This is a genomic window from Streptococcus infantis (assembly GCF_047460825.1).
Taxonomy (GTDB): Bacteria; Bacillota; Bacilli; order Lactobacillales; family Streptococcaceae; genus Streptococcus; species Streptococcus infantis_V.
On sequence record NZ_JASHFO010000004.1, the window covers coordinates 22,470 to 34,943 of the forward strand.

General features: G+C 41.3%; 13 protein-coding genes. 10 read left to right on the forward strand and 3 right to left on the reverse strand.

The features are described from left to right. Nucleotides 1-28 precede the first annotated feature (28 nt). Entirely contained in the window at nucleotides 29-1,105 is a 1,077-nt protein-coding gene (locus tag QM911_RS02070) for a DUF2974 domain-containing protein (protein WP_414312958.1), read from the forward strand. 105 nt (nucleotides 1,106-1,210) lie between these two features. Continuing rightward, the gene (locus tag QM911_RS02075) at nucleotides 1,211-1,840 is read left to right on the forward strand and encodes an MBL fold metallo-hydrolase (RefSeq protein WP_000690837.1); all 630 of its coding nucleotides are present in this window, start codon (nucleotides 1,211-1,213) and stop codon (nucleotides 1,838-1,840) included. Nucleotides 1,841-1,880: 40 nt separating this feature from the next. Here QM911_RS02075 and QM911_RS02080 read toward each other — a convergent pair whose 3' ends face one another. Further along, nucleotides 1,881-3,773 (reverse strand): M13 family metallopeptidase, encoded by a 1,893-nt coding sequence (locus QM911_RS02080; protein WP_000199247.1) that lies wholly within the window; start codon nucleotides 3,771-3,773, stop codon nucleotides 1,881-1,883. 179 nt (nucleotides 3,774-3,952) lie between these two features. Between QM911_RS02080 and QM911_RS02085 the strand changes: the two genes are divergently transcribed. The 8 genes from QM911_RS02085 (at nucleotide 3,953) to QM911_RS02120 (ending at nucleotide 9,637) form a co-directional block, all read left to right on the forward strand. After that, nucleotides 3,953-4,675 carry a metal ABC transporter ATP-binding protein gene (locus tag QM911_RS02085; RefSeq protein ID WP_000619160.1) on the forward strand — a complete coding sequence of 241 codons (723 nt, stop codon included), beginning with the start codon at nucleotides 3,953-3,955 and terminating at the stop codon, nucleotides 4,673-4,675. After that, nucleotides 4,672-5,520 (forward strand): metal ABC transporter permease, encoded by an 849-nt coding sequence (locus QM911_RS02090; RefSeq protein ID WP_000559776.1) that lies wholly within the window; start codon nucleotides 4,672-4,674, stop codon nucleotides 5,518-5,520. The genes QM911_RS02085 and QM911_RS02090 overlap by 4 nt, the downstream gene beginning before the upstream one ends. A 31-nt stretch (nucleotides 5,521-5,551) precedes the next feature. Continuing rightward, the gene (locus QM911_RS02095; RefSeq protein ID WP_414312959.1) at nucleotides 5,552-6,481 is read left to right on the forward strand and encodes a metal ABC transporter substrate-binding lipoprotein; all 930 of its coding nucleotides are present in this window, start codon (nucleotides 5,552-5,554) and stop codon (nucleotides 6,479-6,481) included. Between the two features lie 118 nt (nucleotides 6,482-6,599). Beyond that, nucleotides 6,600-7,094 (forward strand): thiol peroxidase, encoded by a 495-nt coding sequence (gene tpx / locus QM911_RS02100; protein ID WP_000206531.1) that lies wholly within the window; start codon nucleotides 6,600-6,602, stop codon nucleotides 7,092-7,094. An 89-nt stretch (nucleotides 7,095-7,183) separates the two neighbouring features. After that, on the forward strand, nucleotides 7,184-7,834 hold the full coding sequence (locus tag QM911_RS02105) for a metal-dependent transcriptional regulator (protein WP_414312960.1): 651 nt from the start codon (nucleotides 7,184-7,186) through the stop codon (nucleotides 7,832-7,834). A gap of 118 nt (nucleotides 7,835-7,952) precedes the next feature. Continuing rightward, nucleotides 7,953-8,663, forward strand: coding sequence for a nicotinamide mononucleotide transporter (locus QM911_RS02110; protein ID WP_000749115.1), 711 nt, complete (start codon nucleotides 7,953-7,955; stop codon nucleotides 8,661-8,663). Nucleotides 8,664-8,791: 128 nt separating this feature from the next. Beyond that, nucleotides 8,792-9,205, forward strand: a complete 414-nt coding sequence (locus QM911_RS02115; protein WP_000792893.1) for a hypothetical protein — start codon at nucleotides 8,792-8,794, stop codon at nucleotides 9,203-9,205. A gap of 18 nt (nucleotides 9,206-9,223) precedes the next feature. Further along, complete coding sequence (locus tag QM911_RS02120) at nucleotides 9,224-9,637, forward strand: hypothetical protein (RefSeq protein WP_000720876.1); 414 nt, start codon at nucleotides 9,224-9,226, stop codon at nucleotides 9,635-9,637. Nucleotides 9,638-9,673: 36 nt separating this feature from the next. On the opposite strand, the gene dtd is transcribed toward QM911_RS02120, so the two are convergent. Further along, nucleotides 9,674-10,117, reverse strand: a complete 444-nt coding sequence (dtd, locus tag QM911_RS02125) for a D-aminoacyl-tRNA deacylase (protein ID WP_223339247.1) — start codon at nucleotides 10,115-10,117, stop codon at nucleotides 9,674-9,676. 30 nt (nucleotides 10,118-10,147) lie between these two features. Continuing rightward, nucleotides 10,148-12,364, reverse strand: a complete 2,217-nt coding sequence (locus QM911_RS02130; protein ID WP_001123766.1) for a RelA/SpoT family protein — start codon at nucleotides 12,362-12,364, stop codon at nucleotides 10,148-10,150. Nucleotides 12,365-12,474: the final 110 nt, after the last annotated feature.

Here is a 12,474-nt window from a genome sequence, read left to right on the forward strand (position 1 = left end):
TAAGATAAAAGTTAAGAAAGGAGTTTCCATGGCCAATATTTTCGACTACCTAACTGATGTTCAATACGATTCTTTTTATGATGTTCCCTTAAATGAACTGGATATACTAGCTCTGGCTGAGTTGACCTATCTTTCTTTTGATAATCTATTGGATCAGCCTGTCAATCGTTTAAGCGATGTCGCAACACGTGTCCCTCGTGAGACTAACATGTTGACCAATAAAGAACGTCTCCAGCTCCTCGATCAGTTATCCCAACACAAACGTTTTAAAAATAGCAAACTCTCTAACTTTGTAAACGAGGTTGATACGGAGCAACAGAAACAGTTCGCTGCTATGACCTATCGCCTTGATTTAGATACTTATCTGATTGTCTTTCGAGGTACAGACGATAGTATTATTGGTTGGAAGGAAGATTTCCATATGACCTACATGAAGGAAATACCTGCCCAAAAACATGCTCTTGAATACTTGGAAGAATTCTTTACCCAACATCCAAAACAAAAAGTGATTGTAGCTGGACATTCTAAAGGTGGGAATCTGGCTGTCTATGCTGCCAGTCAAATCCAGCCTGAATTGCAAGAAAAAGTCTCTGCAGTTTATACCTACGATGCTCCTGGTTTGCAGGCTCATCTGACAGAAACGACTGGTTATCAAGATGTTATCCCTAAATTTCACCGTTATGTCCCACAAGGTTCTGTCATCGGCATGATGCTAGAAGTTCCTGATACTCCTACCGTCGTCAAATCTACGGCTCTCGGTGGAATCGCTCAACACAATACCTTTAGCTGGCTAACTGAAGGACACCACTTTGTCCAACTAGAGGAAATTAGTAGCGAAAGTCTGCAAATCAAAGACGCTCTTAAAGAATGGGTGGACAATGTTCCCGATGAAGAACTAGAGCTCTATTTTGATCTCTTCTTTGGAACCATCCTAGAATCTGGAATCACTTCCATCAACGATTTATCTTCTAGAAATGCTATCGACCATGTTCGACAACTTGTTTCTCAAGCCCAGACACTGGAGCCCAAGCAAGTTGAAATCTTAAAAAATCTGACACAACTCCTACTGGATGCTCGTTTCCAAGCCTGGAAAAATCATTTTTAATAACAAGAAAGTCCCTTCCTTTATGGAGGGACTTTCTTGTTGATTCCTTATTTTATTCTTCTGTGTTATACTAGTAGGAGTAAATTCTTTGAAAGAGGAAATCCTATGAAAATCCATAAAACTGTGAACCCTGTTGCCTATGAAAACACTTATTATCTTGAAGGAGACCAACACTTGATTGTAGTCGATCCTGGTAGCCATTGGGAGGCTATTCGCAAGACTATCGAGACCATTAACAAACCAGTCTGTGCAATTCTCCTGACCCACACCCACTATGACCATATCTTGAGTCTAGACTTGGTTAGAGATACTTTTGGAAATCCTCCCGTTTATGTAGCGGAAAGCGAGGCCACTTGGCTCTATACTCCTGTTGATAATCTTTCTGGTCTTCCTCGTCACGATGATATGGCAGATGTTGTCTGTAGACCAGCTGAACACACCTTTGTCTTTCATAAAGAATACCAGATAGAGGAGTTTCACTTTACTGTATTACCAACACCAGGCCACTCTATTGGTGGCGTATCCTTTGTCTTTCCGGATACTCAGCTTGTCTTAACGGGTGATGCTCTTTTCCGTGAAACCATTGGTCGAACAGACTTACCAACTGGTAGCATGGAACAGCTTCTCCATAGTATCCAAACCCAGCTCTTTACTCTCCCAAACTACGATGTCTATCCTGGACACGGACCTGCTACGACCATCGCTCACGAAAAAACCTTTAATCCATTTTTCTAGCAAACTAAAAACCAAGGATGTTTGATCCTTGGTTTTTTGATTACCAAATAATCACACGATCTTCTGGTGAACGCCACATACCGTCGCCTTCTTTGACATCATAGGTTGTAAAGAAGTCATCAAAGTTTGGCACTTGGACATTGACACGGAGTTTAGCTGGCGCGTGCACGTCAACGCTAGCCATGAGTTTCATCAACTCTGGACGGCCTTTCATACGCCAGATACGCGCAAAGTTATGGAAGAATTCTTCAGCTGAGAAGTCAGGTTCTCTCTTGGCAGCTTCTAGCGCTGCAGCTATTCCTCCTAAGTCCGCAACGTTTTCTGATACAGTTAGCTTCCCGTTAATGGTTGCTCCGTAAGATTCCTGACCATCAAACTGGTCGATAACCTTCTGCGTTTTCTCTTTAAAGGCTGCATAGTCGCTCTCAGTCCACCAATCCTTGAGACTTCCATTTTCATCAAAGGAAGCTCCATTAGTATCAAAGGCGTGAGAAATTTCATGGGCAATAACTGCTCCGATACCACCATAGTTGGCAGAAGATGACTGATGCAAGTCATAGAATGGCGCCTGTAAGATAGCGGCTGGAAAAACAATCAAGTTCTTTTGTGGATTGTAGTAAGCATTGACCATGTGAGCAGGCATGCCCCACTCCTTGTAGTCTACTGGCTGATTCCACTTACTCCAGCTGTGTTTGATTTCTACACGCGCAAAGGATAGGGCATTCTCAAAGAGGCTAGCGTTTTCGTCTACTACCTTGTCCTTGTAACGAGCTGGCAATTCTTCTGGGTAACCGATATAAGGCTTGATGACATTGAGTTTGACGATAGCTTTTTCTCGTGTTTCAGGAGTGAGCCAGTCGTTTTTGGCCAAGCGTTCCTTATAAACATCAATCATAGTTGCCACTTTTTTCTCAACATCCGCCTTTGCTTCTGGAGAGAATTTTTCGTGGGCATACCAAAGGCCAAGGGCTTGTTTGAATGGTCCTTGCGCTAAGTGGTAAGCAGCCTTGCGTTTATCTTGGGCTTCTGGAACACCTGAAAGAGCACGGCCATAAGCACCTGACAAGATACGAATCTCATCTGTCAAATAGCTCGTTGAAAGGTTGATCACACTCAAGATCAAGCTTGCCTTGAGCAAAGGCCAAGCTTCTTCACTATAGAATTGCTCTGCCGCTTGCCAGAAACGTTCCTCATCTACGATGACCTTATCAGGTACTTGCCCAATCACAGCTTGGAAGAAGTCGTCGAGAGGTAAAGCTGGTGCAAACTTTTTGAAATCTTCATAAGCGTATGGATGGTAGAGTTTGGCGTATTCTGAACTTTCTTCGTTTGAAAGTACGACTGCTGCGATACGACAGTCTAACTCCAATCGTTTCTCTAAAAGATCTTCGACTTCTTCATCTGAGAAGTTATAGGCTTTGAGGAGATTAGCAGTACTTTCTTTCCAAAGGTTCAATAATTCCTCGCGTTGTGGATGGTCTTCCGCATAGTAGGTCGTATCAGGCAAGATTGTTCCTGGAGCACTAGCCCAGAGAACATTGGTTCTAGCATCCATAAAGTCAGGTGATACTCCAAATGGAAGGAAGTTTGGTTTACCAGCTAATTCAAACTCTGCTAATTTGCTTGCGAAATCCGCAAAATTTTCCAAATCTTGGTATTCCTTAAGCATAGGAAGAACTGGTTTGATCCCATCTGCTTCTCGCTTATCGAAATCTCTGACCATACGATGGTACTTAACAAAGTTTACCAAGATAGCATCTTCTGGCACATCTTCTCCAGTCAACCACTTGTCAGTTGTTGTTAGCATCAACTCTTCAATTTCTTCGTCAAGGTCGATAAAACCACCTGTTCTTGATTTATCAGCTGGAATGACTGCAGTCTTTTCCCACTCACCATTTATAGCATCATAAAAATCATCTTGATAACGTGTCATCTTGTTCTCTCTTTCCTATTTTCACTTATTCCTAGCTTAGCAAAATTCCCTTGGGATTGCAATTAAAAATGCCGAGTTGCCCTCTTATTTTAATCATTAATATTTTAAATTTTTACAAAAATTAACTTGACTTAAAAATAAAATTAAGGTATATTAAAAATTAGGAGGAATATAACTGTATGATACGTATCGAAAACCTCAGTGTCTCCTACAAAGAAACGTTGGCACTAAAGGATATTTCACTAGTGCTCCAAGGACCAACAATTACCGGTATCATTGGTCCAAACGGTGCTGGGAAATCAACATTATTAAAAGGGATACTGGGAATTATCCCACATCAAGGTCAGGCATTTCTCGATGACAAGGAAGTGAAAAAATCCTTACATCGAATCGCCTATGTCGAACAAAAAATCAATATCGACTACAACTTTCCCATCAAGGTAAAAGAATGTGTCTCTCTAGGACTCTTTCCCTCTATCCCTCTCTTTCGCAGTTTAAATGCTAAACATTGGAAGAAAGTGCAAGAGGCCCTTGAAATCGTCGGTCTAGCTGACTACGCAGAACGGCAAATCAGTCAACTGTCTGGAGGTCAATTCCAGCGGGTCTTGATTGCCAGATGTTTGGTGCAGGAAGCCGACTATATCCTCTTGGATGAGCCCTTTGTTGGGATTGACTCTGTCAGTGAGGAAATCATCATGAATACGCTGAGAGATCTGAAAAAAGCTGGGAAGACGGTTCTGATCGTCCACCACGACCTCAGCAAGGTTCCCCACTACTTCGATCAAGTCTTGCTTGTCAATCGAGAAGTGATTGCCTTTGGTCCAACCAAAGAAACCTTTACCGAAGCCAATCTCAAAGAAGCTTACGGTAATCGACTCTTTTTCAATGGAGGTGACCTATGATTGCAGAATTTATCGATGGATTGCAAAAATTCCATTTCTTGCAAAATGCCTTGATAACAGCCATTGTCATCGGGGTCGTAGCTGGAGCTGTAGGATGTTTCATCATACTACGCGGGATGTCACTCATGGGAGATGCCATTTCACATGCTGTCTTGCCAGGTGTAGCCCTCTCCTTTATCTTGGGCCTTGACTTCTTTATCGGAGCCATTGTCTTTGGATTGCTAGCTGCCATCATCATTACCTACATCAAGGGGAACTCGATTATCAAAAGCGATACCGCCATCGGCATTACCTTTTCTTCTTTCTTAGCCCTCGGTATCATCTTGATTAGTGTCGCTAAAAGTTCAACTGACCTTTTCCATATCCTTTTTGGTAATATCCTAGCCGTCCAAGATACGGATATGTTTATTACCATGGGGGTAGGGGCAGCCATTCTCTTGTTAATCTGGATTTTCTTCAAGCAACTCTTGATAACTTCCTTTGATGAACTCTTGGCTAAAGCCATGGGAATGCCTGTCAATTTCTATCACTACCTTCTCATGGTACTCCTAACTCTTGTGTCTGTGACAGCCATGCAAAGTGTCGGAACTATCCTGATTGTAGCCATGCTGATTACCCCAGCGGCAACTGCTTATCTGTATGCTAATAGCCTGAAAAGTATGATTTTCCTTTCCTCAACCTTTGGAGCGACTGCTTCAGTTTTGGGACTCTTTATCGGTTATAGCTTTAACGTTGCGGCAGGTTCTAGTATCGTGCTTACAGCCGCTAGTTTCTTTCTCATTAGCTTCTTTATCGCTCCAAAACAACGATATTTGAAACTGAAAAATAAACATTTGTTAAAATAAGGGGCAGAACCCCACTAAATTGGAGGATCTAATGAAAAAATTAGGTACATTACTCGTTCTCTTTCTTTCCGCCATTGTTCTTGTAGCATGTGCTAGCGGAAAAAAAGATGCAGCTTCTGGTCAAAAACTAAAAGTTGTTGCTACAAACTCAATCATCGCTGATATTACTAAAAATATCGCAGGTGACAAGATTGACCTTCACAGTATCGTTCCTGTTGGTCAAGACCCACACGAATACGAACCACTTCCTGAAGATGTCAAGAAAACTTCTCAAGCTGATTTGATTTTCTATAACGGTATCAACCTTGAAACAGGTGGAAATGCTTGGTTTACAAAATTGGTAGAAAATGCCAAGAAAACTGAAAACAAAGACTACTTTGCTGTCAGTGAAGGCGTAGATATCATCTACCTTGAAGGCCAAAATGAAAAAGGAAAAGAAGACCCACATGCTTGGCTCAACCTTGAAAACGGGATGATTTATGCGCAAAATATTGCCAAACAGCTCATCGCAAAAGACCCTGACAACAAGGAATTCTACGAAAAAAATCTCAAAGAATACACTGAAAAACTTGATGCCCTAGACAAGGAAGCCAAAGAGAAATTTAACACTATCCCTGCTGATAAGAAACTCATCGTAACCAGCGAAGGATGCTTCAAATACTTCTCTAAAGCTTACGGCGTACCAAGTGCATACATCTGGGAAATCAATACCGAAGAAGAAGGAACTCCTGACCAAATCAAGACCTTGGTTGAAAAACTTCGTCAAACAAAAGTTCCATCACTCTTTGTCGAATCCAGTGTCGATGACCGTCCAATGAAGACAGTTTCACAAGACACAAACATCCCAATCTATGCTCAAATCTTTACAGATTCTATCGCTGAAGAAGGCAAAGAAGGCGATAGCTACTACAACATGATGAAATACAATCTTGAAAAGATTGCTGAAGGTTTGTCTAAATAAATTTCTAAAAACGTCGTTCTCCTTGAATTGGCGTTTTTGTCTAATCAATTTTCAGTCAAACTATTGGAAAAGTCTGAACATTTAATGTAGAATGAAAGAAAAAAGATTGGAGTAGCTTATGACTACATTCCTTGGAAATCCTGTAACTTTCACAGGAAAACAACTACAAGTAGGAGACAAGGCCCTTGACTTTTCTCTAACAACAACTGACCTTTCTAAAAAATCACTGGCTGACTTTGATGGTAAGAAAAAGATTTTGAGTGTCATTCCTTCTATCGACACTGGTATCTGCTCACTTCAGACTCGTCGCTTTAACCAAGAATTGGCTAGCTTGGACAACACTGTTGTCCTTACTGTTTCTATGGACCTTCCATTTGCTCAAAAACGTTGGTGTGGCGCAGAGGGAATTGAAAATGCCATCATGCTCTCAGACTACTTCGACCACTCTTTTGGACGTGATTACGCGCTCTTAATCAATGAATGGCATCTGCTTGCACGCGCAGTCTTTGTTCTTGATACTGACAATATCATCCGCTATGTCGAATACGTGGATAATATCAACAGCGAACCAAACTTTGAAGCCGCGATTGAAGCAGCAAAGTCGCTTGACTAAAAGAAAGACCACTTATAACAAGGCAGAAAGCTAGAGAAATCTAGCTTTTTTTGGTATACTAGATGGAGATAATAAACAAGGAAATGCGAATGACACCAAATAAAGAAGATTACTTAAAATGTATTTATGAGATTGGCATGGAACTTCCTAAGATTACCAATAAGGAAATTGCTGCTCGAATGCAGGTATCTCCTCCAGCTGTAACCGAAATGATCAAGCGCATGCAGTCCGAAAATCTCATCTTAAAAGACAAGAAAAAAGGATACTTATTGACTGATATTGGTTTAAAACTTGTATCTGAGCTCTATCGTAAACACCGTTTGATTGAGGTTTTTCTGGTGCACCATCTAGACTATACCAGCGACCAAATTCATGAGGAAGCCGAGGTATTAGAACATACGGTTTCAGACTTTTTTGTCGAGAGATTAGACAAAATGTTAGGCTTTCCAAAAACCTGTCCCCATGGAGGAACTATTCCTGCCAAGGGAGAACTTTTGGTTGAAATCAACAACTTGCCTCTAGCAGAGACCAAAGAAGCTGGAACCTATCTCCTGACTCGCGTTCACGATAGCTTTGACCTCCTCAAATATCTTGAAAAACATGCCATCAATATCGGAGATAAACTCCAAGTCAAGCAGTTTGATGGCTTCTCTAATACCTTCACTCTCATTCACAAGAATGAAGAACTCCAAGTCAGCCTAGAAATCGCCAAACAGCTCTATGTTGAAAAACTGAACTAATTTCTCAAGTCCCCTACCAACCCTGAAAGCTTGATTTTCAGGGTTTTATTTCTAGCATTTGATGTTACTCTCGTTTTGTTGTAGAATGTTTGTAAAAAAAAGAAAGATATTTTAACCTATGAAAAAATCACTAAAAATTTTTGCGACATCCAAATGGTTTGACCTCTTTGGGGTTGCTCTGGTCGTTGGAATTGCGATCGCATCTGGTTACCTCAACTCCCGTCTCGATAAATTCGTAGACTGGGGCCCATGGACTGCCCTTGTGCCCTTTGGATTGATTTCCGTAACCAACGTTGGGATTTCCATGTTGTCCACTCGTTTCACGGGAAAATTAAGCAAATGGGGAAATTACTTTGGCATTGTCAATACGATTTTGTCCGGCACCATTGACTATATCCTTGGAAATAAGGCGGCCATTATCACCTATCCTGTCACCTTCCTCATTTATACCTTTGCTATTAAGAAATGGGAAGCTTCGCAAGAAGGCAGACCCAACCAAATGAGCCAAAAACAGATAAAATTAGCTGCCATCATCATTTCAATCATCGCCTTCCTCTTTGCATTTATGACCAACTATATCGGCTATGGAGGAAAGATGAATCTCCTTGCCTACGTAACAACTATTGCCTTTGCATTCTCCCTCATTGCCAATGCTTTGAATGCATTGAAACTGACAACTCAGTGGGGATTTTGGTTGATTTACAATTTCGTTCAGCTGACAAAGGCTGGCATTCAAGGAAACTTTGCCAATATCGGAAAATACATCTTTTATATCCTCAATGCAATCGGAGCTTTATTTGTCTGGAATGATGAAGAAGTGGAAAAATAGAAGGAAACTCAAATAAAGAAAGCAAGCCGACTTAATAGAATCTCCTTACTAAAATTTTTTATCATTTTACTTGTAACTCCCATTCTTTTGGAGTAGAATGAAGCTAGATAAAAGAGGGAGGTCATCTTATGAAAAATCTCTTTAGAATCCATTTTACAGCCATCGTAGTCAGCGATTTGCTACTGTTGGTAACTTTCAGACCCCGATACGAACTTTCTTTGGAGAGAGGCCTGATTTTTTGCTTCATTTTCATCCTTGCTCAAGGACTACTGCTATTTCGCTTGGTCAATCGACTCAAAAAACATTTCTCTGAGATTTATCCTCAGATGAACAAAAAAATTCGCCTTTACTACTTAGAGATTCTCTCCGCTGACCTACTATTATTTGTCTTTTTAGCCATCACTGGCCCTCAACATTTTTACTCTCTTACTCCAGTCTTTACTTCCTGTCATTCTACTTTTTATTATATAACGGCCAGCCACCTAAGAGAAAACTATCCAGACTTTTATGACAAACATATCTCTTTGTGGGAGTGTCTCTAAGGAAAAAAAGGTTTTATCATGAAAAAAATCATCTCCATCAAAACCATTCAACTCCTCATCATCGATGGAATCATGCTGGCATTTTTGACATTTAAAGAGGGGCTCACTTGGGATTGGATTTTGATTTACAATGGTTGGCTCATCTTCTTTCACCCTGTGCTGTTTACCTATCTTTCCAACCAACTTTGTGACCACTTTAGTCAACTCTATTCCCAGATTAGATCGAGATTCTGGCGTTTTGCCTTACAAATCCTCCTATGGGATAACCTGATAATTCTCTCCTTGCTGTTTTTAAGTGGTATCCCACTTTTCCTTCAGGGAAGTCTCCTCATCCTAGGATATCTCATCCCTTCCTATCGCACCTGCCAAAGCCTGAAAAGAGACTTCCCCCAAGCCTATCAAGAACCCATTTCATTTTGGAATATTTTGTGATAGATAAGAAAAACCAAGCCCGCGAGCTTGGTTTTTTTATCTATTTTTGGTGTCAAGAATGATGGTTACTGGGCCATCATTGACCAGTTCCACCTGCATATCTGCTCCAAAGACTCCTGTCTCAACAGGAACTTCCTTGGCTAGTTCTTGGTTAAATTCTTGATAGAAAGCTTCCGCCATATCCGGTTTAGCAGCTCCTGTAAAGGCTGGACGATTGCCTTTTTTGGTATCTGCAAACAAAGTAAACTGAGAGATGGAGAGGATTTGACCTTGGATATCCTTAACCGATAAGTTCATCTTGCCTTCAGCATCTGAGAAAATTCGCATATTGACAAGCTTTCTGACTGCATAATCCAAATCTTCTTTTTGATCCTCAGGTCCAACACCTACTAAGAGTAAGAGCCCCTGCTGGATTTTCCCATATACTTGCCCCTCAATAGAAACTTGAGCTTTCTTGACACGCTGAACGATAATTTTCATAGCAATCCTTTCTGATGATATCAAGCCAACTTAACCATTGGTACGTTTAACCGAGTAGACTTCTGGTACACTCTTAATCTTATCAACCACGGTGGTCAGCATTGAAAGGTTTGAAATCCCAAAGGAAACATGGATATTGGCAAATTTCATATCCTTGGTTGGTTGGGCATTAACGGTTGAGATATTCTTAGTTGTATTTGATAAGACTTGCAAGATATCATTCAATAGACCAGAACGGTTGAGCCCGTAGATATCGATGTGAGCCATATACTCCTTACTTGAGAATTGGTCTTCCCATTCAACATCGAGTAGACGTTGTTCGTAGTTTTCCTGTGAACGAAGGTTCATACAGTCTACACGGTGGATGGCAACTCCGCGTCCTTTGGTAATATAGCCGACGATATCATCACCTGGAACAGGGTTACAACATTTGGCAATCCGGATCAAGAGCCCAGAAGCACCTTGGATGACTACTCCACCCTCATGCTTAACCTTAAGCGTGTCCTTGTTCTCCACCTTGACTTCGCCACCCTTGACCAATTCTTCAGCTTCTGCTTTAGCTTTGGCCCGCTCTTCTTCACGACGTTCCTTCTCAGTCAAACGGTTAAAGACAGTGATAGCTCCGATTTCTCCAAAACCAATAGCCGCAAAGAGGGCTTCTTCTGTCTTGTAGCTGGTTTTTTGAAGGACTTCATCCATGTGGCGCTTGTCCATAAATTTATTGGCCACATAGCCGTTTTCTTGAAGCTGACTAATCAGCAATTCACGGCCTTTATTGATGGACAATTCTTTGTCTTGATTTTTAAAAAACTGACGAATTTTATTGCGTGCCTTGCTGGTCTTGACCATATTGAGCCAGTCACGGCTTGGTCCAAATGAATTTGGATTGGTGATGATTTCAACCTGGTCACCCGTTTTTAACTTGGTCGTCAAAGGAACCATACGGCCATTAACCTTGGCTCCAGTCGCTTTTTCCCCAATCTTTGTATGAATTTCATAGGCAAAGTCAATCGGTCCAGAATCCTTTGGAAGTGAACGAACCGCCCCATCTGGAGTAAAGACATAAATCTCCTCAGCCAGATAGTTTTCTTTGACAGTATCCACAAATTCTTTGGCATCATCTGCTTGATCTTGGAGCTCCATCATCTCCTTGATCCAGTTCATCCCAATAGCAGATTCCTTACTATTAACTTGACCCTTGATTCCTTTTTTGTAAGCCCAGTGAGCCGCAACCCCGTACTCAGCAACCTCGTGCATTTCCTTAGTACGAATCTGGAACTCAATTGGTCCTTTTGGTCCATAAACAGTCGTATGGATAGACTGGTAACCATTGGCCTTACGATTGGCAATATAGTCCTTGAAACGTCCCGGCATTGGCTTCCAAAGCTCATGAACGTAACCTAACATCGCATAGACATCACTCTGAGTGTCTAGGATACAGCGAATGGCAATCAGGTCGTAGATCTCTTCAAAGCGTTTTTTCTTATCCTGCATCTTACGATAGATAGAGTAGATATGCTTTGGACGACCGTAGATTTTTCCTGTAAGATGGCGCTCAGATGAGTATTCCTCGAGTTTCGTCACAACTTCATCGACCAAGGCTTCGCGTTCTTGACGTTTTTCCTTCATCATGTGACTAATCTTGTAAAATTCAGTTGGATTGAGATAGCGGAAAGATAGGTCTTCTAGTTCCCACTTCACACTTGAAATCCCCAAACGGTGAGCAAGCGGTGCATAGATTTCCATGGTTTCTCTGGAAATACGTTCCTGCTTGTCCTTACGAAGGTGCTTAAGGGTGCGCATATTATGCAGGCGGTCAGATAGTTTGACCAAGATAACACGGATATCTTCTGACATAGCCATGAGCATCTTGCGATGATTTTCAGCCAGCTGCTCCTCGATAGACTTATACTCAACCTTACCAAGCTTGGTAACACCATCTACAATCACTCGAACATCGTGACCAAATTCGCGTTCTAAGTCATCTAAAGTAGCATCTGTGTCTTCTACCACGTCATGCAAAAAACCACAGGCAACAGTGACAGCATCTAGCTTGAGTTTAGCTAAGATTCCCGCTACCTGAATAGGGTGGATAATGTAAGGCTCACCTGATTTACGATACTGGCCACTATGGCATTCTACAGCGTAAACCAAGGCCTTGTGTACAAAAGCCACATCTTCTTTCGATAAATATTTTTGCGTTAAAGCGACGACTTCATCGCCTGAATAAATTACTTCTTTCGGCATGCATACTCTCCAATTCTTCCTACCATTTTAACACTTTTTTGAGGATATGAAAACTAGTAAAGCCCATTCTGTAAGAGTTTGCTAAACTTGATAAAAAAACACTACTAGAA

Bases quoted from the DNA above. Each gene is read 5' to 3' on its own strand.
- QM911_RS02070 (WP_414312958.1), top strand. From the start codon at position 29: ATGGCCAATATTTTCGACTACCTAACTGATGTTCAATACGATTCTTTT.
- QM911_RS02075 (WP_000690837.1), top strand. From the start codon at position 1,211: ATGAAAATCCATAAAACTGTGAACCCTGTTGCCTATGAAAACACTTAT.
- QM911_RS02080 (WP_000199247.1), bottom strand. From the start codon at position 3,773: ATGACACGTTATCAAGATGATTTTTATGATGCTATAAATGGTGAGTGG.
- QM911_RS02085 (WP_000619160.1), top strand. From the start codon at position 3,953: ATGATACGTATCGAAAACCTCAGTGTCTCCTACAAAGAAACGTTGGCA.
- QM911_RS02090 (WP_000559776.1), top strand. From the start codon at position 4,672: ATGATTGCAGAATTTATCGATGGATTGCAAAAATTCCATTTCTTGCAA.
- QM911_RS02095 (WP_414312959.1), top strand. From the start codon at position 5,552: ATGAAAAAATTAGGTACATTACTCGTTCTCTTTCTTTCCGCCATTGTT.
- tpx (WP_000206531.1), top strand. From the start codon at position 6,600: ATGACTACATTCCTTGGAAATCCTGTAACTTTCACAGGAAAACAACTA.
- QM911_RS02105 (WP_414312960.1), top strand. From the start codon at position 7,184: ATGACACCAAATAAAGAAGATTACTTAAAATGTATTTATGAGATTGGC.
- QM911_RS02110 (WP_000749115.1), top strand. From the start codon at position 7,953: ATGAAAAAATCACTAAAAATTTTTGCGACATCCAAATGGTTTGACCTC.
- QM911_RS02115 (WP_000792893.1), top strand. From the start codon at position 8,792: ATGAAAAATCTCTTTAGAATCCATTTTACAGCCATCGTAGTCAGCGAT.
- QM911_RS02120 (WP_000720876.1), top strand. From the start codon at position 9,224: ATGAAAAAAATCATCTCCATCAAAACCATTCAACTCCTCATCATCGAT.
- dtd (WP_223339247.1), bottom strand. From the start codon at position 10,117: ATGAAAATTATCGTTCAGCGTGTCAAGAAAGCTCAAGTTTCTATTGAG.
- QM911_RS02130 (WP_001123766.1), bottom strand. From the start codon at position 12,364: ATGCCGAAAGAAGTAATTTATTCAGGCGATGAAGTCGTCGCTTTAACG.